Source organism: Clostridium fungisolvens, assembly GCF_014193895.1.
GTDB lineage: Bacteria > Bacillota > Clostridia > Clostridiales > Clostridiaceae > Clostridium_AR > Clostridium_AR fungisolvens.
Genome location: NZ_BLZR01000001.1, coordinates 2,184,818 through 2,210,233, shown reverse-complemented (window position 1 = coordinate 2,210,233; position 25,416 = coordinate 2,184,818). Strand labels below are relative to the sequence as shown.

Sequence of the window (25,416 nt, the reverse complement as noted above, 5' to 3'; positions counted from 1 at the left end):
TACTTGCTCTATTTTAACTAAAAATAACACTATTTTGACACAAATAAAAACCACAATATTATACTGATTATTATTGAGTTATAAATTAATAGACTTTGCAGACCACTAGTGAGGTGACTTTAACAAATGGAAACTGAAAAAAATACTCTAAGAGAAACCGTATATAGAGGTAACTCTCTCATTCCCTTTTATTCATATAATCAAAATTGGAACAACTTCACCCTATACTTACACTGGCATAATGAGTTTGAAATCATCTACGTAGAAAAAGGATCTATAATCTATACAATAGACACTGTTTCAACAAAGGTTTCGGAAGGCCAAGCTATAATAATAAATAGCGGTCAACTTCATTCAGCTCATACTATTAATGGTGAAGGCAGCTTGCATCATGCTTTACTTTTTGATTTAAACTTTTTAAATAGTACAATCAATGACCCATGCCAAAATAATTATATTACCCCACTTCTAAATGGTGATTTTCGTTTTCCTTTAATAATAGATGAGAATTATATATGGGGTAAAAAAGTAATAGAAGAAGTAAAAGAAATACTAGATATATGCTCCGAAAAACAATTCGGTTGGGAGATAGGAATCAAAGCTTCACTATACAAGATACTTTCTGTCATCGCTAGAGAAAATAAATTCATTGTCCATAAGGTATCATCAGCTTCATCGCTTAATTATAAAATAAGTGTCATTAAAAAAACTATAAATTATATTCAGAATAAATATACAGAAAAGATGTATATAGAGGATTTAGCTAAACAAGCAAATATGAATCCTCAATATTTTTGTAGATTCTTCAAAGCCAATACAGGTAAAACAATAGTAGATTTTATAAACCAATATAGAATCGAACAAGCCACTAAACTCTTGAAAAATGGTGATAAAAAGATATCAGATATTTGTTTTGAAGTTGGTTTTGATAATTTTAGTTATTTTATCAAAAAGTTCAAAGAATATGAAAATGTTACTCCAAACCAATATAAGAAACAGATGCTAAATAAAATATAAATCAAAATAGCAAAGCGTAATGATATACATATACTATTCTTGTAAATAAATAATAGAAGGTATAATATATGTCGCAATTTAAACCTGAAAAACTTTCAGTTGAATTTAGGGATGGTGTTACACCAAGCAATCCTATTTTAACTAGACACTGTACATTAACTCACTCAGATATTACAGCAGAATTATTTTTAACTATAGGTTTGAGCTTTGCCTATGATAAAACTAATGAGATGAGAGATGAAGTACGTGGAGAATGGGTAAGTAAAGAAAGTTCCATTTTGTTTTATGTTTATTTAGCTGTAGATAACGACACAAATCCAATCCAGGCTGCTATTAGAGACTACATTTTTAGAAAAGAACTACCTCTTGCATTGGAAGCTATAAGATATGGCGATAGAAAACTATTTGAAGTATATCCAAAATTGGATAACTGTCATATTATAGTCCACTTTATTGCCAAATGTCCGAATCTAAACAAGGTTGAAGATTATGGAACTTTTTCAAAGTATAATACTTTAAATTAGCATTATAGCTTTATAATTTAACTTTTACTGAATATAATTGCTATTAAAAATTGCGATAAAATATGCATACAGAGGTTTATGCATAAAACATCTCTGTATGCATGTAATTTATATTTAGATTTTATTTTATAATCTTTCACCGTTAGATTCTATAACCTGCTTAAACCAATTGAAGCTTTTTTTCTTATATCTCTTTAGATCTCTTAAATCATTTTCAGTTCTATTTACAAATATAAATCCATATCTTTTACTCATTTCTCCCTGAGAGCTTAGTATATCAATTGGTCCCCAAGCTAAATAACCGATTATTTCTACACCTTCAGATATTGCAATTTTCATTTGTTCTATATGTTTTTTCACGTAGTCAATTCTATAATCATCTTCTACAGTATTATCTTCATTCAATTCTTCTTTCACACCAATTCCATTTTCTAATATAAATATTGGCACATTATATCTTTCATAGACATCCTTTAAAGCCAGTCTAAAACCGATAGGGTCAATAGTCCATCCCCACTCACTAGCTTTAAGATATTGGTTTTCTATTAAATTTTCCATACCTGGGAAAAGAGGTTTGTTATTTTTTATACTTGAGCTAACTGTTCCACTAAAATAATAACTGATTCCTAAATAGTCTGCTTTTCCGTATTTTAATAATTCCAAATCCCCTTCTTCGAAATCCAAGGATATTTTTCTATTTTTTAAATCTGTAAGATAGTATGATGGATACTCTCCTCTTGCAAATACGTCTAAATATAAATCAGCAATTCTCTCTTTAAATTTTTTCATTAAAAAAGTATCATAAGGATTGCAGGTTGCAGGATATAATTGCATGTAGTTAACCATACCGCCCATCTTTCCATCTTTAACAATATCATGTAGTGCTTTGGTAGCTTTTGAATGAGCCATTAAGACATTATGGATTAATTGATTTTCGAAAGTTTTTTTGTCCATGTCCTTTGGAAGCTTAGTTCCGTACAAATCAGTCATTAGTGTAGCTGTATTCATTTCATTAAAGCTAACCCAGTACTTAACCCTATCTCCATATCTTTTAAAAACAGTTATTGCAAATTTCTCAAACAAATCAACTACTTTTCTTGAAATAAATCCATTATATTTTTCCTGCAGTGCTAAAGGCATATCAAAATGATATAAGGTTAACACTGGTTCTATATTATTATTCAAGAGTTCATCTATTACATTATCATAAAATATTAATCCATCTTCATTTACATTTTCACCATCAGGAAAGATTCTAGACCAAGCTATATTAGTACGAAATGAATTTAATCCAAGTTCCTTAAAAAGTTCTATGTCTTCCTTGTATCTATGATAAAAATCTATGGCAGTGTTCCAATCAGATACTCCAGGTTTTATTTCTCTGTTATCTACAATAGAAACTCCTTTACCACCTTCATTCCAAGCCCCTTCTATTTGAAATGATGTTACAGCGCCTCCCCAAAGAAATTGATTAGCATTAGTTTTACTCATAAATTCTCTCCTCCACCTTCTATTTAATTCGACAACTATATAATAATTGTCTTAAATAATACAAAGTTCTTCACTAGTTTACACACTGTAAACTAGCTTTATATTACCACTAAATTTACACAGTGTAAACCCGAAGTTATTAGATTTTCGCATTTAGAAAATCTCACTTTTCCGATTTATATGTTAAAATATAAACATGTGTATCCTTTAATTAAGGAATTACCTAAAATAAAAAGCAAAACTGCTTATCTGGAGGTTCTAATGAGTTTTAAGCATAACTATAAATTCAAAGATGAGAGTGAACGTAAAAATACTTTAATGGAGGCAGCTTTCGATCTAGCTGTTAAGAACGGCATGGATAAAGTAACTGTGGTTGATATTGTTAATCTTGCTGAAACCAGTAGAGTAACCTTTTATAAATATTTTGATTCAGTATTTGATATATTGTGGGAAATTCACAGAAGCATTTTAGGTGAAATAACAATATTTTTAAAGGATAACATACACGGTAATAATGCAAATGAAAAAATTCATTCTTTAATCGATTTATATAAACAACTATACCTTGAAAGATTTGATGATATCAGATTCACAATATTTTTTGATTGTTATCATACTCATCGAGCAGACGATGAAAATTATTTGGATTATATCATTTATTCATACTTTTATGATGAATTAATCAATGAAGGACTTCAGGATGGTTCCATTAAAAACAATTTAAGTTTTCGTAAAAAGCTAGCTATCCAAATAAATGCAATATGGGGTCTTATGCAAAGACTTTCAGTAAGAAAGGATCATATCCAGATAGAAACCTCCTATGATGCTATAGAAATTTTAGAAGGGCTAATTGAAACCACCCATATAATTCTCAATATAGGATAATGAATTTATATTTTTAAACAAACATATAGCACTTAAATCATTAAACTACTTTAAAAAACTCTGCTCATATAATCCAGCAGAGTTTTTTAATATAAGCTCAACTATATAGTTGTTCAGCTTAAAAGCATCAGATGAATATCCACTTACATTCAACAAGGTATTTGAAAATAAGATTAAAACCTAATTAAATTTTAGTTATTGGTGTTAGCTTTTAATTAATGATTATCATACTAATTGGTAAATATTTGAAATAATTTTTATAATGGTGTATAATTACAATAAAGTATTGAATGCCTAATAAATCAAAAGGATATTTTGAATATTTGATAGCTTAGGTGTTGTTTATATGAGGAGGTTTATTCCACATGATAATGGGATTTATTTTAATAGCTTTTTTTTTAGCAGTATCAATTGCCTTAATAAATGGCAAATTAAGTTTTTTAGTTGATGGCTATAACTCAGTGAATGAGTTGGACAAAAACAAATATGATGAAAGAAAAGTCTGTAAAGAGACTGGGTTTGAACTGCTTTTTGCTGATATTGTTCTTATGGTTGTAATGGTTCTTCTTAACACTGATTATGGGAAAAGCCACTCTGCAGCAATAGGTTTGATTTCGGCAGTTATTATAGTTGCACTAACATTTGGAAACGTTTTAATAACTAGAAAAAATAAAGAAAGATATTATAAAGATGAATTTAAGACTAAAAAAGATTAACTTATAAAGCTTAAAGTTTACTACAAAAATTCACTACATTTTCTTTTACAAACTCTTCAAAGCTTTTAGGCTTTTTTCCAGTTAATTCACAAAACTCATTTGTTACTTTTTTTGCTGTTCCCATTCTTGTCATAAAATAAAGTGCTACAGTCACATTTACATATGATTTTTCGAGACCTCTATTTTTTATATAATATCTTCTATATTTGAAAAATCCAGGCTTTTTATAAGTTATTTTTCTTCCTGTTACCTTACTAATTATTTCTGCTACTTGATAATAATCTAAGGCTTCACCACCAGTAATTGTATGAGCAGTATTTTTATATAATTCTGGGTTATGTAGTACTACTGCTATAGAAAGACCTATATCCTCTGAAGCTATAAAACTGGTTCTACTTCTTCCTGCTGGGATAAAGACTTCATCTTGCTCCCTGATTTCAACAGAATGAATCCCCGATATATTTTCCATAAAAAAACCTGGACGTATATGTGTAAATGGAATTTTTAAAGTTTCAATATATTTTTCTATTTTGTGATGAGGAGGTATAGTATTCTTTTCTACTCCCATTAATGATAAAAAACATACTAGCTTAATATCATTAGCTTTCATTTCATCAATAAAAGGAAATAAATCTTCAGCTTTTCCAAGGTGAGGTGGTCTCATTAAAAACACCCTATCTACACCTTCTAGAGCAGTTTTAAAAGTATTTTTATCTGTAAGATCAAATCTTACGAGTTCAACTTTTTCATTGAACATATTCTTAAGTTTTTCAATATTTGTTCCTGCTGCAACAACTTTTTCACCCATTTTCAAAAGCTCCTTAACTACATAATTACCAACATTTCCAGATGCCCCTGTAACTAAAATTTTCATAACTCCTTCTTCTCCCCTAAGATTTTATTTGCTTTTTGTATCAGCTCAATAAATCTGCAAAAATCTTCACTACCTAACCCTTGCTTTAGTAACTCCATTGTTTTAAAATACTCATTGTAAGTTTCTTCAACTAGTTCTATCCCCTTCTCAGAAGCAGAAACTGTGTAACTTCTTCCATCTGTTAGTGATTTAGTTTTTACTAAGTAACCCTTTGTTATCAATGTATTTACCATTGCTGTAACAGAAGGTTTTGCGATTCTAAAAAAGTTACTAATCATCAAAGGTGTAACTTGAGCTTCCTGAGTCTTAGTAAAAATAAGTACTCCCATTTCACTTGGTCTTATAGGAATGTCTCTTTTCATATTCATCTGCAATCTACAAAACATAGAAACAGCATCTGCGCTGATAATAATATCTTTATCCATTCTTACCCTCCATATAGTTAGTCTAACTAACTAATTATATATCTATAGTATACTCTAAAATTACTTATGTCAATTTTAATAGTAAATTATTTTATTTCACATAGAAAAATCAAAGAATATAAATACCCTAATAATATACTGTTAATCCAACATATTATTAAAGACAGCCATTTCTAGCTGTCCATATAACTCGTTGATTAAAAAAATATTTTCTAACCTCTAATATTTACTTTTTCAAACTCTTTCTTAATTCTATTAAGAAGTTCTTTATCAGTTATAACATCATAACCAGTTAAAGCTAATGCTGATGCACCTTTTAATAAGGCTTCGTGCGCACTATATTTACACAACTCTCCATTGGTTTTCTTTTCCTTCAACTTCCAAAACACAACTTTTTAAAGATGAGTAAACCATCTCCTGTACATCCTGATTTGTATAGAATGCCATATGAGGTGTCACTATCACATTAGGATAACTTTTCAGCACCGCTAAATCTCGATTATTTAACACTTCAGATTTCAAATCATTATAACAAAGCCCAGCTTCGTTTTCTATTACGTCTAGAGCAGCTGCACCAACTTTGCCACTTTCAATTCCCTCTAATAATGCCTTAGTATCGATTAGTGCTCCCCTTGCTGTGTTTACTATGATTACTTTATCCTTCATCTTAGAGATTGATTTTGCATCAATCATATGGTAGTTTGTATCATCAACTGGAGTATGAAGGCTAATTATATCACTTTCATTTAAAAGTTCATCTAAGGAAACATATTTCGCAAATTTTTTAACTTCTTCATTCTCATATAATGAGTATGCTAAAACTTCATTTCCGAACCCTGAAAGATGACGGACAACTGTCTCACCAATTCTTCCTGTCCCTATTATTCCTATCTTCATATTAGAAAATTCTCTTCCTAGTAGTCCCTGCAAGGAGAAGTCCTGAATATTTCCTCGCTCCATAATACGCTTCATATTACGTGCTGCCATCATCATTAACATAATTGCGTAATCTGCTACTCCGTTTGGAGAATATGTTGCATTACTTACATGTATCCCTAATTCTTTTGCATATTTGATATCTATATGATCAAACCCAACAGTTCTAGTTGATATTAGCTTTATATTCATTTCATGAAGTTTCTCAATCAACTTTCCATCTATCGGTGTAGTTATAATACTAATACAATCACAACCATCTGCTAATTGTATATTTGAAAGAGTTGGTGTTTCTCTGCAAATAATAAGTTCTACTCCTAACTCCTCACTTATTTTCTTAAAGTATTGAGCTTCGTCAAACTCTCTATAATTGAAAACACATACTTTTATTTTACCTCTACCCATAATATATCCTCTCCTGCATATAAAATAATGTGATTAGTTCTAGTTTAGTGGTTATTAATAAAGTTGAAAAAACAATCCATTTTATTACTATATTATATAATTTTTCTTATATAAATGTATATTGCCAGAAAGAAAACACCTAAGATAACCATCATGTATCTATATTTTTTTGTAATAGTTCATCTAAAATAAAAACTGCAGCTATAACAATCCAAAGCTTCTCTACTAAAAATAAACTTAAGAGTTTTAAAAGTAAAAATGAAATACCGGAAAGATAACTATATAGTAAAAAGTATGCGAATAAAAATTCACATACTTTTAAATATAACAGTTCAATTTTCAATTTTTAAATCTAAAAAATTTACTTTCTCAGACTTACACATAAAACTAATTAATTAGAATCTGAAGTCTCTCTTTCCTTCTCTCAACTCAGTTAAATGCTCTTTTACTATAGCCTTTACCTTTTCGTTAGGAATTCTTTCAGTTTCTTCATTAATTACGACTTCACCATTTTTCTTAGTCTCTTCTGATGCATAGTCTTCTAAGTATTCTTTAAGAGTCATCAAAGCATTAGGTTGACAGCAGTTTGCAATCTGTCCTGATTTAACAAGACTCATGAATCTATCACCAGTTCTGCCTTCACGATAACAAGCTGTACAGAAACTTGGTATATAACCTAACTCTAAAAGCCAATTTACTATTTCATCAAGAGTACGATTATCACTTACATCAAACTGAGATGAATTTTCTTCTTCTGGTTCAGGCTCAACATATCCACCGACACTAGTCTTTGAACCACCACTTAACTGTGATACTCCAAGTTCAAGTACACGCTCACGAGTCTTTTTAGATTCACGAGTAGATACTATCATTCCTGTATATGGTACTGCTATACGTATTATAGCAACTATTTTTTCAAATATTTCATCTGATATCGCATTTGAAAAGCTATTAGGATCAATATCATCAGCTGGTCTAATACGAGGTACGCTGATAGTGTGTGGACCTACTCCCATTGCAGCTTCCAAATGTTCTGCATGCATTAGAAGTCCTACAAGATCATATTTATATAGGTTAAGACCAAATAAAACACCTAGTCCAACATCATCAATTCCAGCTTCCATAGCACGATCCATTGCTTCAGTGTGATATGCATAATTATGCTTTGGACCAGTTGGATGTAGCTCTTCATATGTCTCTTTGTGGTATGTTTCTTGGAATAATATATAAGTTCCAATACCAGCATCCTTAAGCTTTCTATAGTCTTCAACTGTAGTTGCAGCTATATTTACGTTAACACGTCTTATTTCTCCATTTTTATGTTTTATGCTGTATATAGTTTTAATACTTTCAAGAATATATTCAAGTGGATTGTTTACAGGATCTTCTCCAGCTTCTAGAGCTAAACGCTTGTGTCCCATATCTTGTAGTGCAATTGTTTCCCTTTTTATTTCCTCTTGAGTAAGCTTCTTTCTAGCTATATGTTTATTTTTATAGTGGTATGGACAATATACACATCCATTTACACAATAGTTTGAAAGATAAAGAGGTGCAAACATTACAATACGATTTCCATAGAATTTTTGTTTAATCTCTTTTGCTAGTTTATACATTTCCTCATTTAATTCTTCGATATCACATTCTAATAAAATTGCAGCTTCCCTATGGCTTATTCCTTTATAGCTTCTAGCTTTTTCAATAATACTAGCAATTAGTTCTCTATTACTCTTATTTTCCTTTGCATGTTCTAAAGTACTCTTAATTTCTTCATCATCGATAAATTCTGTTGCAACTTTAGACTTAACATTATACATTCAAATCCCTCCAATATTTTACTCCTTGGCAGACACCTTAGAGTATACCGTTTTGATGTTCACATCAGGTAACATTCCCAACTTTCCAGAAAGAGCGGCGATAACATCATTCGGTGCATCAATAACTATAGTTATTATATTAAGTTGACGCTTTGGGTATGGCAGTCCCATTCTGCCAATAATATACTCTGTATACTCATGCAGAATAGTATTAAGCTTCCCAACTGAATCTTTATTTTCAACAATAATTCCAACGACAGCAATCCTTGTTTCCATAAAAAAATCCTTTCGATAAAGAATAAAAAAACCTTGCACCAAAAGGAACAAGGATAGAAAATAAAACACAAGTAATCATATAAATTAATTTCCTGAGTTTATAACAACTATTCTCTCGCCTTCTAACTTGGGACTAACCCTCATTCATTCAGTACGATTCTTTAAATTTTATGGTTTACTACAAGAAAAAGCTGTATGCTTAATCTCAGAAAGTGCACCAACAATATTTATTATATCATAATGTTTTCCAAAGTAAAACTTTATGTGTGAACTTAGCTTATTTCCTAAAAACTAAATTCTCACTTTAGAGATTGTTTATATTTAGCACATATATAATAATTAAATTTATGAAAATAGAAGTTTATGACAAAAAGTTATTATTTAGTAAGTATATATAGTGAAAACATAGGAGGTGAAAATATGAATGATAAAGATATTATTCAAGGAATTTTACGTAAAGATACTAGTGCCCTTAATAATCTCATCGATAAATATGGCTCTATAATTTACAATGTCATCGCATCGGTTTTAAATGGAAGTCACGAAAACAGCAGCATTGATGAATGTGTGGATGATGTACTTCTTTGCTTATGGAATAACATTGATTGTTTTTCCATAGATAAAGGTGTTTTAAAAAATTGGATTATCGTAGTAGCTAAAAACAAAGCTCTAACATATAAAAAGAAACTTAAAAAGGATTTACAAAATGTAGAATTAGAATCTACTCAGATCAACTCAAATGAAAATATTGAGGAAAGTTATTTAGAAAAAGATCGTCTTAACGAAGCAATGATTCTATTAAATAATCTAGATGAAGTTGATAAGGAAATTTTTAAAGCTAGGTATTTTGAAGACAAAAGTATTTCAGCTATTGCTAAAGATTTAAATTTGTCTAAAATGGCGGTTTATAACAGACTAAGCCGTGGCAGAAAGAAACTAAAAAAGATTATATCTGATAAGAATATTGAGTTAATCTTGTAAAGGAGGGGTTTATATGAATGAAAGAAATATGCTTATTTCATATAATGATATTTATTTAAGTGAAGATGAATCAAATAAATATGATGGTCAAAAGTTAAATGATGAAAAGCTTGAAGAAATGAAAGATAGAATAAAGAACTCTGTTTTAAAATCAAATTTTAATAGAGGAATATCTAATATTGAAAAGGACTTTAAACCAGATGAAGCAGTACAAAAAATAATTTGGGGAATCACAGCAAAAACAACTGGTGCACAAATAATATCATCCTCACTATTTTGGGGAGATGTAGGCAGAAATTCAATAATTATAGTAACTAACAAAAGATTATACGTAGCATATGCAAATATGATTCATGAAATTATAAAAATCAAGTGGTATTATTTTAATCAGATAGAATTTGTAAAAGAAATTACAAGAAGAGATAGAAAAACTATAACTATAATATCTAAAAATAAAGATACCCATGAAATTTACTTCTTTAATAATAATTATCTTGATATTTTAAATATTTTAACCAAAGAAGGAGTTAAAATTATAAAAAGAAAAGAATCTTTAATAAAATTGATTATCAGAATTGTGCTCTGGGGAATTTTAATAGCAACCTTTGGAAGTCTATTTATTGGCTTTATATTTACTTGGGTAATACCTCACTAATATAAGTTATTGAAAGCTAACTTCAACAATTAAGTTATGCATGCCTAAATAATAAAAGTACAAGAATTTAGGGCATGTATAACTTATTATTTATCTTTTACCTTAATTACTTAAAATTTTATTTCCCCTCATAACTAAGCTGCCATTGTATTCCAAACTTATCTGTCAATGAACCATAACATTTACTCCAAAAGGTTTCTTGAAGCTCCATATCAACTGTACCATCTTCTTTTAATTTGTCATAATATGACTTAACTTCTTCTATATCATTAGTAACTAATGTTAGACTGAAATTATTTCCTTGAGTAAAAGGCATACCAGGGAATGTATCAGAAAACATTATAGTAGTTCCTCTGATTTCAAGTCTTGTATGTAATACTAAATTTTTTGCTTCTTCGGGTATAACAAAATTTGGATCAGATGCATTTTCACCAAAAGTCATTATTTGAGGCTTTTCAGTGTTAAAAACTTCTGAATAAAATTCCACTGCTTCTCTACAGTTTCCATTAAAATTTAGATATACTTGTATAGCCATCTTCTTCAACTCCTCAAAATTTTTTAAATATCTTTAATGCTTTAACAGTATTTAATCTTGCTCATATGCTTTTTTTAAAGTATCTATATCCAGTTTATTCATTTTTAGCATAGCATCTGTAGCTTGCTGTGCTCTTTTTTCATCTGCGCTGTTTAAAAGTTCACCTAGAACTGAAGGTACTATTTGCCATGAAACTCCATATTTATCTTCTAACCATCCACATTGGCCCTTTTCACCTTGATAAGAAAGTCTTTCCCAAAAATTATCTATTTGTTCTTGAGTTTCACAATCAACAAAGAATGATATTGCTGGTGTAAAAGTAAATTCATGATTAATACTACTATCCATTGCCATGAAATTTTGAGATCTAAGTATGAAAACAGCTTTCTTGACTGATTCTTCAGTATCTACTTCACCATCATTATAAAATTCAATTGAGTCAATCTTTGAATCTTCAAATATAGATGTATAGAATTTCATAGCTTCGTGAGCTTTTCTGTAATTATCACCAAAGAACATTAATGCTGGACATATACTTTGCTTTTGGTTTGAAAGATTTATCTGCCATGTTACCCCAAACTTATCCTGGATCCAACCAAACCTCTCACTAAAAGGATATTCTCCTAATTCCATAAGAACTATGCCGTCTTTGCTCATCAGTTGCCAGATACTTTCTACTTCATCCAAGGTCTCACAATTAACAAAGAAAGATATCGCAGGTGTTATTGTAAAATATGGGCCACCATTTAGGGCTACAAAATCTTGACCACATAATTCAAAACTTACACTCATTAAACTATCCTTAGGCTTTGGCAGACCTTCTGCATAAAATGAATTATCATTGATTCTTGAATTTTTAAATATAGAAACATAAAACTTTGCTGCTTCTTCTGCTTGGTCATCATACCATATATAAGGTATTATTTTTGACATATAACCTCTCCTAACTAGATATTTTTCGACATACATATTGATAAAAGTTTTCATTTATATCATTATTCTCTATGTTTTCCATAATTCCTTCAAGTTGCAATTATTTTATTACTTGTTAAAAAACTTTCAGATTAACAAGTATAATCTGAAACTTATTTTATCATCTTTATCCTAATCAGTTTATATTATTCAACAAAAACATCATTCCTACACTACTATTTTATGTTTGAGAAAAAAAGTTTTTCCTCATCTGCCTTTCCGAATGTATATACTGAAAGTTTGGCAGTCGAATAAGTTTAATTTATCACTGTATAGCAAAAATTTAATACTTTTGTTTAAAGTAAAAAAGAATCACCTCTTAGTGATTCTTATAAACTCTAGTTTTATAATTATAGAATGCTATTTATTATAAAATTCATATTTTTAAATTGAAGTGTTTCATCTTTATCTCTGTTTCTTTATACTAAACAGTGCTACATTAAAAGATAAAATCAACGCTGCAACCCATATAGCTTTTACACTAAAAACAATAGTTAATATGGCACCTAAAAAAGCTCCTGCTATAAATGATGCTATTATAGTAAAAAGTTTTATCGCTCGACTTTTAGCTTTCTTGTCTTTATGAGTTATCGCAATATAAACTGCTTCACATGCTGTTCTAAGATTACCTGTTGTCATAGTTGTGCTATAAGGACAATCTCCTAGTTTTCTAAAGGATGCTATTTGAAGTGATGATACAAAGGAAATTATAACATTCACAACAGTATCAGTAGCCCCCTTAGGCATAAAACCAGTTATAAAAAGTACTGCAATTTCTAAAATCAAAATAACTTTACCCCATTGTTGAGTAAAAAGTTTTGGCGAATTTCCTTTAACAATCTCCGTTAGTAAAACCCCTAGTATAAATGCTAATATAGGTGGAAGATGTTCAAAGGCCTGAGCCCATTGCCCTTGTGAACCATATATCCCCAAAAATACTATATTTCCTGTTTGAGCATTTGAGAAGACCCCTCCTCTTGATATAAAAGTGTAGGAATCTAAAAAGCCTCCAACAATGGCAAGTAACATTCCGAAAACCACAGTCTCATGAATTTCATATTTTGAATCAGTTCTTATATCTCTTATATCATACACCTTGCTAATCACTTCTAAAGCCTCCTAAATAAATCTGTAAAATCCGGTTGTGTGGAATAGCTTCCAAAAATATTATAGCACTATTAAAAATTTTTATCTTACGATCTTAAAGCAAAAAATACCATATATCCTCATTTTTTATCTTTATAATAAAATAACTATGCTAACAAGGGATTTTACTTAGAATCTAAATCTTTACATATGCTTTTATTTGCGTTCTACAAAGTTATTCTTATGTTTTTTACAAATTCGATCCTAATTTTTCTCAAATTCTTAAGTAATATATAGATAAACTGATAAACTACTTCAGTCATTAAACTCCAAATTAAGATTTCGATTGTTCTACGAATCTTTATTTGGATAAATTCTAATATGAACTAGTTTATATATACTGAATATATCCAAAGCTAAAATGAAAGATAGATTGGTATAAATCATCTTAGAATAGTCATAAAAACATTCAATTTGTAAAACATATGTTTATAAAATATAAGAAAGGGGTTAACTTATGGAAAAAAATCAGAAAGTTATTGATGAGTTGATAGATGTACTTGAATCAAAAGGAGAAATAATCTTAAAAAATGAGACAAATAATCTATTTATTGAAAGCATAGATGATAAAGAAGGATATTCTTATGTAAGTAGTACAAATGAAGAATTTAGTACTAGTAAAGAAGCTGTGGAATGGTTAGTAAAAAAAATGAATAGAATTGAGAATATAGTAGATTAGCTGTAATGTTTAGTGAATTTATAAAGTAATTCTATTTCAAATTCTTTGAAAGTGGTTCTTCAACTATATTTAAGAAAGTAAAAAATAAAAGTGTCTACATATTATCATTAGATACTTTTATTTTTTAGTTAAAATTTTCATTTTGCATTAATGTCAAGATCTGAAAAGTTGAATAAATAGAGAATTCTATTGGATTCAATATCCTACTAAAGTAAAGTATTTTGAGGCATATTCAATTTATCTAGACTAATGTTGAGCTTGATACTTATGTGTCTGTGTTATATACTATCAATAGCGTTATAATAATAAAATAATTTAATCAATTAATATATTTTAATATACTAAACTTAAAATTTAAATTATTCATCCGTATTAATACGAGCGTTATATAACATAAAGGTTAAATAAAAATATATTTATTAAAGCTAAATAAACTATCATATCTATTTATAATTTGCAATCATCTACAGAAAGGCGCTGAACATAATGAACACTACAAAAACTCCAGCTCTTCTACAAAATAAGTCACTTAGATTGTTAATGGTAGCAAGAGTATCTACAAACTTTGCCTATCAAATGCTAACTGTAGCTATAGGCTGGCAGATGTATTCTATGACTCATTCTGCATTTTATTTAGGATTAGTTGGACTAGTTCAATTTCTACCTATGCTTCTATTATCACTATTCGTTGGACATCTTGCAGACAGATACGATAGAAGAAAAATAATTACTATAAGTCAAATATTTGAGGGAACAGCAATACTAGCTTTAGCTTACGGAAGTTATAGTGAATGGATTACAAAAGAAAGATTTCTTATAATAATATTCCTCATCGCTGTTGCACACTCATTTCAAGGCCCTCCAATGCAAGCTCTACTCCCAAACATTGTGAGTAAAGACATTTTCCCAAGAGCTTCTGCTTTAATGTCTTCTGTGTCTGAGTTTGCAGTTATTATAGGACCTGGAGTTGGTGGGATACTTTATGCTTTTGGTCCAACCCTGGTGTATGGATTAACTGGTATTTTAATATTTATATCTAGTATTTTGATTTCTCAGCTTATAATGAGAAAAGAAGAAACTAAGGCTGAACCAGCTAGCTTAAAGACACTTTTTGCTGGAATTTCCTTTATAAAAGGAAGACCAATTATTCTTGGAGCAATATCTCTAGATTTATTTGCAGTATTATTTGGAGGGGCTACCGCGCTTCTACCTATATATGCAAGCGAAATTTTAAAGATAGGATCCTTCGGACTTGGTATACTTAGATCTGCTCCAGCAGTAGGTGCATTACTTATGTCAGCTTATCTAGCTAAAAAACCATTAAAGAAAAATGTTGGACGTACTATGTTCACTGCAGTAATTTTCTTTGGTTTATCAACTATAGTATTTGCAATATCTAAGTCTGTCATTATATCTTTCATAGCATTATTCGTTCTAGGAGCTTCGGATGTTATAAGTGTTGTTATTCGCTCAACTCTTGTACAGCTAGAAACACCAGACTTTATGAGAGGTAGAGTAAGTTCAGTAAATATGATTTTTATTGGTACGTCCAATCAATTAGGTGAATTTGAATCTGGTGCTACAGCTGCACTTCTGGGACCACAACTAGCAGCTCTAGTAGGAGGTATCGGAACAATACTAGTTGTATTAAGCTGGATGAAACTTTTCCCTTCAATTTTAAATGTTAACAAGTTTGAGGATATAAAAAGTTATCAACTCGATGAAAATACTGCATCCTAAACTTGGATTGACTTCATAAATTATTAGCGAAAAATAACCAGTGAGTATTCTCACTGGTTATTTTTTAACTATTAAATAAATCAAACTTTCTTTAAGCTTCATCATCTATATATTTTACGATCTTCTCGCAAAGCTCATGTGTAATTAATGAATCAGAGATAGATGGCATAGGCTCTGTATTATTTCTAACGCAATCAATAAAATGATCTATTATTTGATAAAATCCTCGTTTAAATAAAGTTGGCTCCCAATCTCCAAATTTAGATACTTTTATATCTTTATTATGAAAATGTGTTGTTTCAGTCAAATTATCAATTACATATTTATCCCTACTTGTCATGTATTCTATAATCTCTTCTGTGACTCCACCATTTCTATTCATAATTCCAATAGCGATAACACCATCACCTGTGAGTTGTATTACTAGATTATCTAATAGTTCACCATTTCTTAGATACTGTACCTTTAGATCTTTAACTTCAGTTCCCATCAAAAATCTCAAGGTATCTACAACATGGATAAAGTCCTCAACAATAAATCTTCTAACCTTATCAGGTAATGCAAATCTATTTTTTTGCATAATAATTATTGTTGGTTTTCCTTTAGCTTTCAATTCCTTTACAATTGGTATGAATCTTCTGTTGAAACCAACCATTGCAATTTTTCCACTTTCCTTAGCAAGCTTTACTATACTCTTGGTCTCATCATAATTCATAGAAACAGGTTTATCTATATATACGTTTACACCATGTTTTATAAGTTTTTCAGCCACTTCAAAGTGAGCCTCAGTAGCAGTGCTTACAAAAGCTGCATCAATGCCACTTCTTATAAGTTCTTCTACTGTATTATACTTTTCTTTAATCCTATACTTTTCTGCTAAATTGTTTAATGTTACAGAATTTCTTGTGCATAAAACTAACTCTATATCTTCTTTTTCTGAAAGAACAGGTAAGTATGCTTTTTTAGCAATGTCCCCTAATCCAATAATTCCAACCCTCATTTTCTCACCTCATAATAGTAATTATATATTACTTTTCAATAAAAAATTTTTATTATAACAAACAATATTTAAAAAAGTTTCTAATACCATTTTATTAATTTTACTAAAATACTTAAATTTTTCTTATTCTAAAAAAGCAGACTTTCCAATTATTTTATTAACTAATTCTGCCATTTCTACAGGAGTTTTCTTTGCACCACTTTTTACCCATGCAACTAGCATATTCCAAAATCCTCCTCCACTAAAGGCTAGTATATACTCTAATATATCATTTTCTTCAAATCTATTTTCACCCTTAAATTTTTTGTGTATAATTGGCAAAAAATCATTATAAGCTTTAAGAATGATATGTAACAAATCATTTTTGTCCATTAATCTCAAAAACTCTAAATGCCTGCACCAAAAAGTGAAATAAACCTTAGCAATATCAAATACTTCTAAGCTTTTCTCCTTCGACAAATCTTCTATATATTCTGATACTAACTTTTGTATAAATGAATTTAACACAGCTTCTTTACTATCAAAATTTCTATAAAATGTTCTCCTTGCTAATTGCGCTTTATCTGCTATTTCAGTTACAGTAATATCATCATAATGTTTCTCTTTAAGTAAATTAATCAATGCTTTGATTAGCCATTCTTTAGATTGAATAGATATTGGATTAGAACTTTCTTTTTCCATAGATTCACCTCCTTTTACATAATAAATGACACATTTAATCAGCAATTGTAGCACTTGTTCCGATTTTATTGACTAATTCCATATAAAATATTATACTAAAAATTACCAAGTGACACAAGTGAGTCACTAATATAAAATATAAGGAGGTCTAACTAAATGAAAGATTTATCTATGATTATTTGGCTTTTCCCTATTATTTTTATGCTTCACGATTTTGAAGAAATAATTATGTTTAATGCTTGGTCGAAAAGGAATGAGACTAAGATCTCATCTATTGCGAAGGGACATATCCCTTTCAATTTTAATGCATCAACAGCTGCTTTTTCATTTGGTGTTGCAGAGGAATTTATAATCATATCCTTTGTTACTTTATTCTCATCACTAAGTGATAATTATCTAGCTTGGTATGGAATATTTATTGCTTTTACTTTTCATCTAATCCTGCATTTCGTTCAGTTGTTTATCTTTAAGAAATATATTCCCGCTACAATAACAAGTATTATTCTTTTTCCCATTTCAATTTACATGATTTATAAAGTTTATATTTTAGTTAATTTTGCAGCCATATCGCTCATAATCTCAATACTTTTAAGCACAATTATTATGATTGCAAATATATTTGCACTTCATAAATTGATGTCTTCAGTAGACTGCTGGTTAAATCGATTTATGAAAATATAATAAAAAAAGTAAGAGATATTATATTAGTATCTCTTACCTAAATTAAAGCATATTAATGCAAATATTATCATTTTAGCTTATTAAGCTTTATAATTATTTATAATATTTATTGATCATTATTTTATGGCTGTTAGGTATATCTTCAGGAAGATTTTTATAACTAAAAAATTTTAATTCTTTTGTTTCATTGTTATCAATTGTTAGCTTTCCACTAAAGCTTTTACTAACATAACCAATAGAAATAAAATATGCTTTATCTCCATTTGGGAACTCAATATAGCATTTTCCACCTGAAGTAGTTCCAAGTAGCTCTAGTTCTTGAATATCCAGACCAGTTTCTTCTTTTGCCTCTCTAATTGCTGTTTCTTCGAGAGATTCACCAAGTTCAGTTATCCCACCTATAAGTCCCCATTTAAAAGGATATGTCCCTCTTTTTTGAAGCAACACCTCGTTTTTATCATTTATTATCAAAACATTTACACCTGTAAGATTTATTGCGTCATGTTTTACTTTTTCACGTATGTATTTTACATAGTCCATATTTGTTCTTAATCCTTTCATAAAAATTACTAACTTTAGTCATTATCATTTTATCAGCTTCTTATTCACAAGTTAAAGGAACTATTCTATTTAATAAAATACTATTATCTTTTAAATTTAAAAAGAAGGTAACTTCCAACAATAAGGAATTTACCTTCACCATTATTTCGTATTATATCTATGAACAGCCTTTTTTCTTAACTTAACGCCAAGTGTTTCTTTTACAAATCTATCAATGATTTCTTCCTTAGTAGCTTTTCCTTCTATAATATTTATATTATATCTCTTACATAGTTTAACTAAATCAGCTTTATTTATTTCACTAGTTTTTATAAAGGCAATTGCACTTTTAACACTAGTCATGACCATTATACGCTTATATATTTCATCATTTGTCATAAATTTTAGTTAATGATTAACTGTATATTGTGGTACAGCATCACTAAATCCTCACTTCCTATAAATATATATTATTTTGTAATTTCAAATCAAATCCACCGTGATTTATTAGTTATTTTTTTGATTTTCACCATATCTTATCATATACTCTCTTAATCCGCAATAATAACTTCTATCTCAAGATTCAAATTTTATATAAGTTTCAGATAGTTATATCTTATTGGTTATTATTTAGGCTATATATAAAAGTATTATTGAAATTAAGTAGATATAACGCATTGGATGCATAACCACTTAATTTCAGCACTGCAATTTAACAGTGTAATATTTTAATACAAAAATACCCTATAGAGTAGCATTTGTTTAAAATCTACCTATAGGATATTTTTTATAAATTATAATGTAATAATCATCTTAATTATTTTCCGCAGTTAAGTTATATCGTGATTAATTGTTCTATTTCTTCTGCTATATTAAGAACATTAGGATTTGGCAAATTCATATTAATTGTTTCTCTTAATACATCTTCAATTGTTTCAACAAGAATAAACTTCAAATCATTTCTTACTTCAACTGGAATGTCATCAATATCTTTTTCATTTCCTTTTGGAAGAATTACTCTCTTTATACCTGCACGATGTGCTGCAAGCACTTTTTCCTTAATACCACCAACTGGAAGCACAGCACCTCTTAAGGATATTTCTCCTGTCATAGCCAGCTTTGGATCTACTTCACGACCAGTTATTAAAGAAGCTATAGTTGTGAACAATGCAACTCCTGCTGAAGGACCGTCTTTTGGAGTAGCTCCTGCTGGTACATGGATATGCAAATCATTTTTATTGAACTCAAAGTTCTTTAGGCTTAAAGCAAGTCTTGAACGTATAAGACTTTGTGAAATCTTTGCAGATTCCTTCATTACATCTCCAAGTTGCCCAGTAAGAATGAGTTGTCCATTTCCCGGCATATATACACCTTCAATGAATAATATATCTCCACCAACTGGCGTCCAAGCAAGTCCAGTTACAACTCCTGGAGCATTCTTTTCGTTAGCTCTATCATACTGAATTGCATTATGTCCTAAAATATCTGTAAGCATTTCAGCCTTAATTGTATAAGGTAAATCAATACCGCCAGTAACTATTTTTTCTGCAGAAACTCTAGCAACTTTTGATAATTGTCTCTTTAAACCTCTTACACCGGCCTCTCTTGTATATTTCTCTATAATTACCTTTAATGCATCATCTTCAATTACTAGTTGTTCACTGCTTAATCCATGATCTTCAAGCACAGCTTTGACTAAATGCTCTTTTGCTATATAAAACTTTTCATGGCTTGTATAACTGCTTATATCAATGATTTCCATTCTATCTCTCAATGGCCCTGGAATATCCCTTAATGAGTTTGCAGTTGCTATAAAGAAAACCTCTGACAAATCATATGGAACCTCTAGATAATGGTCTGAGAAGCTATTGTTTTGCTCTGGATCTAAAACTTCTAGTAGTGCACTAGATGGGTCTCCGTTTGCTGATGCACTTAATTTATCAATTTCATCTAATATGAAAACTGGATTCTTTTCTCCTGCCTTCTTCATACCTTGAATTATTCTTCCTGGTAGTGCTCCAACATAAGTTCTTCTATGTCCTCTTATCTCAGATTCATCCCTAACGCCACCAAGACTAGCTCTTACATATTTGCGATTTAAAGCTTCTGCAATACTTTTACCTAAACTTGTTTTACCTGTCCCTGGAGGCCCTACAAGAAGTAAAATCGAACCTTGTTTATTTTGTTTTAATTTCATTATTGTAAGGTGTTGGATTATTCTATCTTTAACCTTATCAAGTCCGTAATGTTTACTGTTCAGTAAGTCTCTTGCTGCAGCTATATCAATATCTCTTACTTCACTTTTCCCCCAAGGTAAACTTGTAAGTAAATCTAGATAATTTCTGATAACATTTCCTTCAGTGCTATTTTGGCTTTGTCTCTCTAATTTATCAAGCTCATTAAGAGCAACTTCTTTAACATCTTCAGGCATATTTGCAGTTTCAATTAATTCTTTATAATCTTTTTTACCTTTACTCTTACTATCATCAGTTTCGTTTAGCTCTTCTTGAATAGCTTTAAGCTGTTGTCTAAGCATTTGCTCTCTATAATTTTTATTAACCTTGCTATTGTATTTCTCTGATATCTCTACTTGAAACTTTATGGCTTCACGTTGTTCTATCAAAATATCTAAAAATCTCAAACTCTTCTCTCTTAGAGAGCGAATCTCCAGGAAAGCTTGTCTAGCTTCAAAGTTTATATTCATAAATGGGAATAAATAAGCTATTGTAGCAGTAATATCATCCAATTTCTTAATGTAATCAACATATGCTTCTGAACCCTTAAAATGACCACTTATCTCACCTACCAAGGTCTTAATATGTGACATCATCTCATTTTGATTATTAAGATCTAAATCTATAACATCTGGTACATAGTTGAAAGTTACTCTAAAATCCTCACCATCTCTAATAAATTCATCTGCTGCTACTCTTTCAAGTACATCAATAACAAAGTGATATCCATCCTTAATTGGTTTTCTTTCCTCTAACTTTATTAACGTTCCTATGGTATAAAAGTCATTTTCTTCATATGCTTCTAGTTGCTTTCCATCTTTTATAGCTAAAACAATACCATAGTTATCTTCTGCCACAACTCTGTTATAGAAGCTGTCACCTACTTCTTTACTTGTTTTCACTGTAATACTCTTACCAGGTAAAAGCACTGTATTAGGTATAATTATTAAAGGTAATTCCTTTTTTATATCTAAATTATTCATTTTTATTCATCTCCATTATTTTGACTATGACAGTCATTAATTTGTTCTCTTATCAGAATACTTTCATAGTTCTATATTTATAGAACTATATGATAAAAAATATATCTTGTCCAAATTAGCTTTTATGCTAGTCATCCCAATCTAGTGAAACAAAATTCTTTAATACCTCTCTGTTTAAACTGTAATAATGATATATACCATCCTTACGTAGTTCAATCAATCCGCAATCTGCTAGCTGTTTCATATGATGTGATAATGTTGATTTTGCACATATACAAGCTTTGTCTTCAATTTCATTACAATTCAATTCATCAATTCTATATAAAATTTTAATAATTCTTATTCTTGTTGGTTCTCCTAAAGCCTTATAAACTTTAACTGCCTGTCCAATTGTATTATCATCAAGTTTCATGCAGATTTTCTCCTGATCGTTTTATATTTCGATATCTATCGAATTATTGTTATTATACTATCATAAGGTTATTTCATTGTCAATATAATTGATTATCAAATTTTACAATCTTTTAAACAGCAAAAAAATCACCATATTAATGGCGATTTTCAAATTAACTTTATTTATTTGTTATATACTTGTAGATAAGCCACTTCAATAACACTTTTCCATGACAAAAAACTCTACTTTTTCATTATATATTTCCCATGTAAAATCATCTATTTTATGAAATCCAAGTTTTCCATAAACTCTAATTGCTCTTTTGTTAAACTTAGCAACATAAAGTGAAATTTTATCATAGCCATATTTCTTTTTTCCAAAATCTAAAATTGCTTTAACAAATTCATAGCCGTTGCCTTGGCCTGTAAAACCTGGTTCCATTTGCAGTCCCAGAATTATTTCACCTTCTTCATCATCAAAACTACAATGTCCAACAAGTTTATTACTTTCATCAAAAATTGTGAAAGCATCTTCTTCAGTATGAATATTTAATGCCCATTCTTGCTTTTCCTTTGTTTTATCATTGCTATAGAAAGAATACTCATCCTCATATTTCCAAGTTGCTATTTGTAATGAATCTTCTTCTTTTGGTATTCTAAAATCAAATTTCATCTTTTCCTCATCTTCTATCTTTAATATCTATGTAAATAATCTTTATTATTTCAGTTTGTTTCTACTTGCTTTGTTTAAATCTATAACCGGTTCCCCATAAAGTTTCAATAAATTCTGGATTAGATGGATCCTTTTCGATCTTTTTTCTTATCTTCTGAATATGAACAGGTACTGTTGCTGTATCTCCAAAAAACTCATCTCCCCAAATTTTATCAAAGATATGTTCTTTAGTAAAAACGATATTAGGGTTAGACGCAAGCAATAACAATATTGAATATTCTTTTGACGTAAGCTGAATTTCCTTGCTATATACAGAAACCCTATGAGATGAAGTATTTATTTCAAGACCACCTCTAATTATAATTTCCTTAGCTTCCATGTTCCCTTTAAGCCTATTATATCTATTTATATGAGATTTAATTCTAGCTGTCAATTCTGCTGGACTAAATGGTTTAGTCATATAATCATCTGCTCCAAAGTCTAAAACTCGTATCTTATCAATATCTTCAGTTCTAGCAGAAACTACTATAATAGGGATTTCGAGACTTTTTCTTATCTCTTTAGTTATCTCATATCCACTCTTACCAGGAAGCATCAAATCAACTATAACAACTTCATAATGTCCTGTTAAAGCCATCTTTAACCCTTCTGTTCCATCCTGAACAATTTCAGTGCTATATCCATTTAATTGTAAAAAATCTCTTTCCATCTCTGCAATATTTAAATCATCTTCTATAATTAAAATCTTCATAACTTTATTCTCCCTTCATATGTTCTTTTGCAGGAAGTATTATAGTGAAGCAGGTTCCTTCATCTTGTCTACTGCTTACTTTAATTTTTCCGCCATGTGCTTCAACCAGCTCTTTAGAAATTGCAAGTCCCAGCCCCGTACTCATCAAGTTTTTTGTTCTAGCATAATCTATTCTATAAAACCTATCAAAGATATACGGTAATTTATCTTCCGGTATACCTGGGCCATTATCCATAATATCAATTTGTATAAAATTTCCACTCTCGTATAACTTTACATTTATTTGTATATCTTTTTCATTGCCATATTTAATAGCGTTTCCGATTATATTTTTGAACACTTGGTGAATTCTTTTTAAGTCTATCTTCACTTTTAGTTTCCTTGTTAACATATCTATATAATCAAAGGCTATTGACCTATCTTCAAGTTCAAAATTAAACTCTTCCATCAAATCTGCCATAAAATCTTTAATACTTATTTCTTGAAAATCAAACTCCAGTTTTTGCATATCTAATTTTGAAAATAGAAACAAATCATCTATAAGTTTATTCATATAGGCTGCATTATTATATATAATCTGATGATACTTATTTACTGTTTCTAACGGAATATCATTTCTATCAGCCATAGTTTCAATATAACCTTGAATTGATGTAATTGGAGTTTTTAAATCATGAGAAATATTTGCAATGAGAGATTTCCTATTCTCTTCATATTGTTGTTTTAGCACTTCACCTTCTTTTAACTTATTAACCATTTCATTAAATGATTTTACTAAAACGCCAATCTCGTTTTCAATCTCACAATCAACCTTTATATCGTAATTGCCTTTAGCTACTTCTTCTACTCCGCCTTTAAGCTGATTTATTGGTTTAAATATTCTCTTTTCCAAGTTAGCAAGAAAGAAAAACTCAACTACTCCTCCAATACTAACTAGTAATGCAAATATGACACTTAAGGTCTTAATTCCTAAAAAACGAAATATTAAAAACCATATGATTAAGTTAAAAACTACTATAAAAGGCCTTGTGTATCTTATATGATTTCTATACCTTTGAAATTCATTACTATGCCTATAAAAATTATTCATATCATGAATCCTTTTTTGGTATTCCATATGTAACTGATGCTGCTTCTCATGCATTTCTTTGTGTGCTATAATCCGTTTACTTATTCTGTAGATTGTATTCTTAAACCGTCTATTATTTTTCATTATACTCACCTGCTAATTTTTATTTTATAAAATCATTGTAAAAGTTATTATTAAAAATACTTTAAACTAATTATAAAGATTTTATAAAGTTAATTTAAACATAAAACTAATTTAGATCTCTTACTTCTTTATTAGTAGAATGTATTTTACACTTAAGTATTCACTAAGATTATACTTGCAAAGCTTAAATAATAAT

28 protein-coding genes are annotated in these 25,416 nt (G+C 29.5%); 9 read left to right on the top strand and 19 right to left on the bottom strand.

Annotated features, from left to right (window positions below; translation table 11 throughout):
* Positions 1–126: 126 nt before the first annotated feature.
* Together bsdtw1_RS09375 and bsdtw1_RS09370 are read left to right on the top strand one after the other, a co-directional pair.
* Positions 127–1,017 carry an AraC family transcriptional regulator gene (locus bsdtw1_RS09375; protein WP_183277314.1) on the top strand — a complete coding sequence of 297 codons (891 nt, stop codon included), beginning with the start codon at positions 127–129 and terminating at the stop codon, positions 1,015–1,017.
* A 68-nt stretch (positions 1,018–1,085) separates the two neighbouring features.
* Complete coding sequence (locus tag bsdtw1_RS09370) at positions 1,086–1,541, top strand: staygreen family protein (RefSeq protein WP_183277313.1); 456 nt, start codon at positions 1,086–1,088, stop codon at positions 1,539–1,541.
* Positions 1,542–1,667: 126 nt separating this feature from the next.
* Here bsdtw1_RS09370 and bsdtw1_RS09365 read toward each other — a convergent pair whose 3' ends face one another.
* Positions 1,668–3,032 carry a glycoside hydrolase family 1 protein gene (locus bsdtw1_RS09365; protein ID WP_183277312.1) on the bottom strand — a complete coding sequence of 455 codons (1,365 nt, stop codon included), beginning with the start codon at positions 3,030–3,032 and terminating at the stop codon, positions 1,668–1,670.
* A gap of 261 nt (positions 3,033–3,293) precedes the next feature.
* On the opposite strand from bsdtw1_RS09365, the gene bsdtw1_RS09360 reads away from it, so the two are divergent.
* Positions 3,294–3,917 (top strand): TetR/AcrR family transcriptional regulator, encoded by a 624-nt coding sequence (locus bsdtw1_RS09360; RefSeq protein ID WP_183277311.1) that lies wholly within the window; start codon positions 3,294–3,296, stop codon positions 3,915–3,917.
* A 365-nt stretch (positions 3,918–4,282) separates the two neighbouring features.
* The gene (locus tag bsdtw1_RS09355) at positions 4,283–4,633 is read left to right on the top strand and encodes a DUF3784 domain-containing protein (RefSeq protein ID WP_183277310.1); all 351 of its coding nucleotides are present in this window, start codon (positions 4,283–4,285) and stop codon (positions 4,631–4,633) included.
* Positions 4,634–4,643: 10 nt separating this feature from the next.
* Here bsdtw1_RS09355 and bsdtw1_RS09350 read toward each other — a convergent pair whose 3' ends face one another.
* The 6 genes from bsdtw1_RS09350 to bsdtw1_RS09325 all read right to left on the bottom strand — a co-directional run bounded on the left by bsdtw1_RS09350 (position 4,644) and on the right by bsdtw1_RS09325 (position 9,363).
* Positions 4,644–5,507, bottom strand: coding sequence for an SDR family NAD(P)-dependent oxidoreductase (locus tag bsdtw1_RS09350; RefSeq protein ID WP_183277309.1), 864 nt, complete (start codon positions 5,505–5,507; stop codon positions 4,644–4,646).
* A complete protein-coding gene (locus bsdtw1_RS09345) occupies positions 5,504–5,932 on the bottom strand; it encodes a MarR family winged helix-turn-helix transcriptional regulator (RefSeq protein ID WP_183277308.1) in 429 nt (142 codons plus the stop codon). Before bsdtw1_RS09345 ends, bsdtw1_RS09350 begins: the two co-directional genes overlap by 4 nt.
* A 212-nt stretch (positions 5,933–6,144) precedes the next feature.
* Positions 6,145–6,282 carry a hypothetical protein gene (locus bsdtw1_RS09340; protein WP_183277307.1) on the bottom strand — a complete coding sequence of 46 codons (138 nt, stop codon included), beginning with the start codon at positions 6,280–6,282 and terminating at the stop codon, positions 6,145–6,147.
* Positions 6,275–7,258: a D-isomer specific 2-hydroxyacid dehydrogenase family protein gene (locus bsdtw1_RS09335; RefSeq protein WP_183279772.1), complete on the bottom strand. Its 984-nt coding sequence runs from the start codon at positions 7,256–7,258 to the stop codon at positions 6,275–6,277. Before bsdtw1_RS09335 ends, bsdtw1_RS09340 begins: the two co-directional genes overlap by 8 nt.
* A gap of 410 nt (positions 7,259–7,668) precedes the next feature.
* Entirely contained in the window at positions 7,669–9,087 is a 1,419-nt protein-coding gene (gene hydG, locus bsdtw1_RS09330; protein ID WP_183277306.1) for a [FeFe] hydrogenase H-cluster radical SAM maturase HydG, read from the bottom strand.
* Positions 9,088–9,105: 18 nt separating this feature from the next.
* Entirely contained in the window at positions 9,106–9,363 is a 258-nt protein-coding gene (locus bsdtw1_RS09325; RefSeq protein ID WP_183277305.1) for a TM1266 family iron-only hydrogenase system putative regulator, read from the bottom strand.
* A 420-nt stretch (positions 9,364–9,783) separates the two neighbouring features.
* On the opposite strand from bsdtw1_RS09325, the gene bsdtw1_RS09320 reads away from it, so the two are divergent.
* Positions 9,784–10,344: a sigma-70 family RNA polymerase sigma factor gene (locus tag bsdtw1_RS09320; protein WP_183277304.1), complete on the top strand. Its 561-nt coding sequence runs from the start codon at positions 9,784–9,786 to the stop codon at positions 10,342–10,344.
* A 13-nt stretch (positions 10,345–10,357) separates the two neighbouring features.
* Positions 10,358–10,999, top strand: a complete 642-nt coding sequence (locus bsdtw1_RS09315) for a hypothetical protein (RefSeq protein WP_183277303.1) — start codon at positions 10,358–10,360, stop codon at positions 10,997–10,999.
* Positions 11,000–11,117: 118 nt separating this feature from the next.
* Here the strand turns inward: bsdtw1_RS09315 and bsdtw1_RS09310 are convergent, their stop codons facing one another.
* The 3 genes from bsdtw1_RS09310 to bsdtw1_RS09300 all read right to left on the bottom strand — a co-directional run bounded on the left by bsdtw1_RS09310 (position 11,118) and on the right by bsdtw1_RS09300 (position 13,613).
* Positions 11,118–11,534, bottom strand: a complete 417-nt coding sequence (locus tag bsdtw1_RS09310; RefSeq protein ID WP_183277302.1) for a VOC family protein — start codon at positions 11,532–11,534, stop codon at positions 11,118–11,120.
* 51 nt (positions 11,535–11,585) lie between these two features.
* Entirely contained in the window at positions 11,586–12,467 is an 882-nt protein-coding gene (locus bsdtw1_RS09305) for a VOC family protein (protein WP_183277301.1), read from the bottom strand.
* 444 nt (positions 12,468–12,911) lie between these two features.
* Entirely contained in the window at positions 12,912–13,613 is a 702-nt protein-coding gene (locus bsdtw1_RS09300; RefSeq protein ID WP_244638139.1) for a YoaK family protein, read from the bottom strand.
* Positions 13,614–14,109: 496 nt separating this feature from the next.
* Here bsdtw1_RS09300 and bsdtw1_RS09295 point away from each other — a divergent pair, with 496 nt between their 5' ends.
* Positions 14,110–14,331: a hypothetical protein gene (locus bsdtw1_RS09295; protein ID WP_183277300.1), complete on the top strand. Its 222-nt coding sequence runs from the start codon at positions 14,110–14,112 to the stop codon at positions 14,329–14,331.
* Between the two features lie 486 nt (positions 14,332–14,817).
* Positions 14,818–16,071, top strand: coding sequence for an MFS transporter (locus tag bsdtw1_RS09290; protein WP_183277299.1), 1,254 nt, complete (start codon positions 14,818–14,820; stop codon positions 16,069–16,071).
* A 91-nt stretch (positions 16,072–16,162) separates the two neighbouring features.
* On the opposite strand, the gene bsdtw1_RS09285 is transcribed toward bsdtw1_RS09290, so the two are convergent.
* Both bsdtw1_RS09285 and bsdtw1_RS09280 read right to left on the bottom strand, forming a co-directional pair.
* The gene (locus bsdtw1_RS09285; protein ID WP_183277298.1) at positions 16,163–17,071 is read right to left on the bottom strand and encodes a Gfo/Idh/MocA family protein; all 909 of its coding nucleotides are present in this window, start codon (positions 17,069–17,071) and stop codon (positions 16,163–16,165) included.
* Positions 17,072–17,194: 123 nt separating this feature from the next.
* Positions 17,195–17,752 (bottom strand): TetR/AcrR family transcriptional regulator, encoded by a 558-nt coding sequence (locus tag bsdtw1_RS09280; protein WP_183277297.1) that lies wholly within the window; start codon positions 17,750–17,752, stop codon positions 17,195–17,197.
* A 156-nt stretch (positions 17,753–17,908) separates the two neighbouring features.
* On the opposite strand from bsdtw1_RS09280, the gene bsdtw1_RS09275 reads away from it, so the two are divergent.
* On the top strand, positions 17,909–18,433 hold the full coding sequence (locus tag bsdtw1_RS09275; RefSeq protein ID WP_183277296.1) for an HXXEE domain-containing protein: 525 nt from the start codon (positions 17,909–17,911) through the stop codon (positions 18,431–18,433).
* Positions 18,434–18,526: 93 nt separating this feature from the next.
* On the opposite strand, the gene bsdtw1_RS09270 is transcribed toward bsdtw1_RS09275, so the two are convergent.
* The 7 genes from bsdtw1_RS09270 to bsdtw1_RS09240 all read right to left on the bottom strand — a co-directional run bounded on the left by bsdtw1_RS09270 (position 18,527) and on the right by bsdtw1_RS09240 (position 25,220).
* Positions 18,527–18,973: an NUDIX hydrolase gene (locus tag bsdtw1_RS09270; protein ID WP_183277295.1), complete on the bottom strand. Its 447-nt coding sequence runs from the start codon at positions 18,971–18,973 to the stop codon at positions 18,527–18,529.
* A 162-nt stretch (positions 18,974–19,135) separates the two neighbouring features.
* Entirely contained in the window at positions 19,136–19,336 is a 201-nt protein-coding gene (locus bsdtw1_RS09265; RefSeq protein ID WP_183277294.1) for a hypothetical protein, read from the bottom strand.
* Between the two features lie 472 nt (positions 19,337–19,808).
* Positions 19,809–22,190 (bottom strand): endopeptidase La, encoded by a 2,382-nt coding sequence (lon, locus tag bsdtw1_RS09260; protein ID WP_183277293.1) that lies wholly within the window; start codon positions 22,188–22,190, stop codon positions 19,809–19,811.
* 127 nt (positions 22,191–22,317) lie between these two features.
* Entirely contained in the window at positions 22,318–22,602 is a 285-nt protein-coding gene (locus bsdtw1_RS09255) for an ArsR/SmtB family transcription factor (RefSeq protein ID WP_183277292.1), read from the bottom strand.
* Between the two features lie 195 nt (positions 22,603–22,797).
* Positions 22,798–23,256, bottom strand: coding sequence for a GNAT family N-acetyltransferase (locus bsdtw1_RS09250; RefSeq protein ID WP_183277291.1), 459 nt, complete (start codon positions 23,254–23,256; stop codon positions 22,798–22,800).
* A gap of 61 nt (positions 23,257–23,317) precedes the next feature.
* A complete protein-coding gene (locus bsdtw1_RS09245; RefSeq protein ID WP_183277290.1) occupies positions 23,318–24,007 on the bottom strand; it encodes a response regulator transcription factor in 690 nt (229 codons plus the stop codon).
* Between the two features lie 4 nt (positions 24,008–24,011).
* Complete coding sequence (locus bsdtw1_RS09240) at positions 24,012–25,220, bottom strand: sensor histidine kinase (protein ID WP_183277289.1); 1,209 nt, start codon at positions 25,218–25,220, stop codon at positions 24,012–24,014.
* Positions 25,221–25,416: the final 196 nt, after the last annotated feature.

Bases quoted from the DNA above. Each gene is read 5' to 3' on its own strand.
- bsdtw1_RS09375 (WP_183277314.1), top strand. From the start codon at position 127: ATGGAAACTGAAAAAAATACTCTAAGAGAAACCGTATATAGAGGTAAC.
- bsdtw1_RS09370 (WP_183277313.1), top strand. From the start codon at position 1,086: ATGTCGCAATTTAAACCTGAAAAACTTTCAGTTGAATTTAGGGATGGT.
- bsdtw1_RS09365 (WP_183277312.1), bottom strand. From the start codon at position 3,032: ATGAGTAAAACTAATGCTAATCAATTTCTTTGGGGAGGCGCTGTAACA.
- bsdtw1_RS09360 (WP_183277311.1), top strand. From the start codon at position 3,294: ATGAGTTTTAAGCATAACTATAAATTCAAAGATGAGAGTGAACGTAAA.
- bsdtw1_RS09355 (WP_183277310.1), top strand. From the start codon at position 4,283: ATGATAATGGGATTTATTTTAATAGCTTTTTTTTTAGCAGTATCAATT.
- bsdtw1_RS09350 (WP_183277309.1), bottom strand. From the start codon at position 5,507: ATGAAAATTTTAGTTACAGGGGCATCTGGAAATGTTGGTAATTATGTA.
- bsdtw1_RS09345 (WP_183277308.1), bottom strand. From the start codon at position 5,932: ATGGATAAAGATATTATTATCAGCGCAGATGCTGTTTCTATGTTTTGT.
- hydG (WP_183277306.1), bottom strand. From the start codon at position 9,087: ATGTATAATGTTAAGTCTAAAGTTGCAACAGAATTTATCGATGATGAA.
- bsdtw1_RS09325 (WP_183277305.1), bottom strand. From the start codon at position 9,363: ATGGAAACAAGGATTGCTGTCGTTGGAATTATTGTTGAAAATAAAGAT.
- bsdtw1_RS09320 (WP_183277304.1), top strand. From the start codon at position 9,784: ATGAATGATAAAGATATTATTCAAGGAATTTTACGTAAAGATACTAGT.
- bsdtw1_RS09315 (WP_183277303.1), top strand. From the start codon at position 10,358: ATGAATGAAAGAAATATGCTTATTTCATATAATGATATTTATTTAAGT.
- bsdtw1_RS09310 (WP_183277302.1), bottom strand. From the start codon at position 11,534: ATGGCTATACAAGTATATCTAAATTTTAATGGAAACTGTAGAGAAGCA.
- bsdtw1_RS09305 (WP_183277301.1), bottom strand. From the start codon at position 12,467: ATGTCAAAAATAATACCTTATATATGGTATGATGACCAAGCAGAAGAA.
- bsdtw1_RS09295 (WP_183277300.1), top strand. From the start codon at position 14,110: ATGGAAAAAAATCAGAAAGTTATTGATGAGTTGATAGATGTACTTGAA.
- bsdtw1_RS09290 (WP_183277299.1), top strand. From the start codon at position 14,818: ATGAACACTACAAAAACTCCAGCTCTTCTACAAAATAAGTCACTTAGA.
- bsdtw1_RS09285 (WP_183277298.1), bottom strand. From the start codon at position 17,071: ATGAGGGTTGGAATTATTGGATTAGGGGACATTGCTAAAAAAGCATAC.
- bsdtw1_RS09280 (WP_183277297.1), bottom strand. From the start codon at position 17,752: ATGGAAAAAGAAAGTTCTAATCCAATATCTATTCAATCTAAAGAATGG.
- bsdtw1_RS09275 (WP_183277296.1), top strand. From the start codon at position 17,909: ATGAAAGATTTATCTATGATTATTTGGCTTTTCCCTATTATTTTTATG.
- bsdtw1_RS09270 (WP_183277295.1), bottom strand. From the start codon at position 18,973: ATGGACTATGTAAAATACATACGTGAAAAAGTAAAACATGACGCAATA.
- bsdtw1_RS09265 (WP_183277294.1), bottom strand. From the start codon at position 19,336: ATGACTAGTGTTAAAAGTGCAATTGCCTTTATAAAAACTAGTGAAATA.
- lon (WP_183277293.1), bottom strand. From the start codon at position 22,190: ATGAATAATTTAGATATAAAAAAGGAATTACCTTTAATAATTATACCT.
- bsdtw1_RS09255 (WP_183277292.1), bottom strand. From the start codon at position 22,602: ATGAAACTTGATGATAATACAATTGGACAGGCAGTTAAAGTTTATAAG.
- bsdtw1_RS09250 (WP_183277291.1), bottom strand. From the start codon at position 23,256: ATGAAATTTGATTTTAGAATACCAAAAGAAGAAGATTCATTACAAATA.
- bsdtw1_RS09245 (WP_183277290.1), bottom strand. From the start codon at position 24,007: ATGAAGATTTTAATTATAGAAGATGATTTAAATATTGCAGAGATGGAA.
- bsdtw1_RS09240 (WP_183277289.1), bottom strand. From the start codon at position 25,220: ATGAAAAATAATAGACGGTTTAAGAATACAATCTACAGAATAAGTAAA.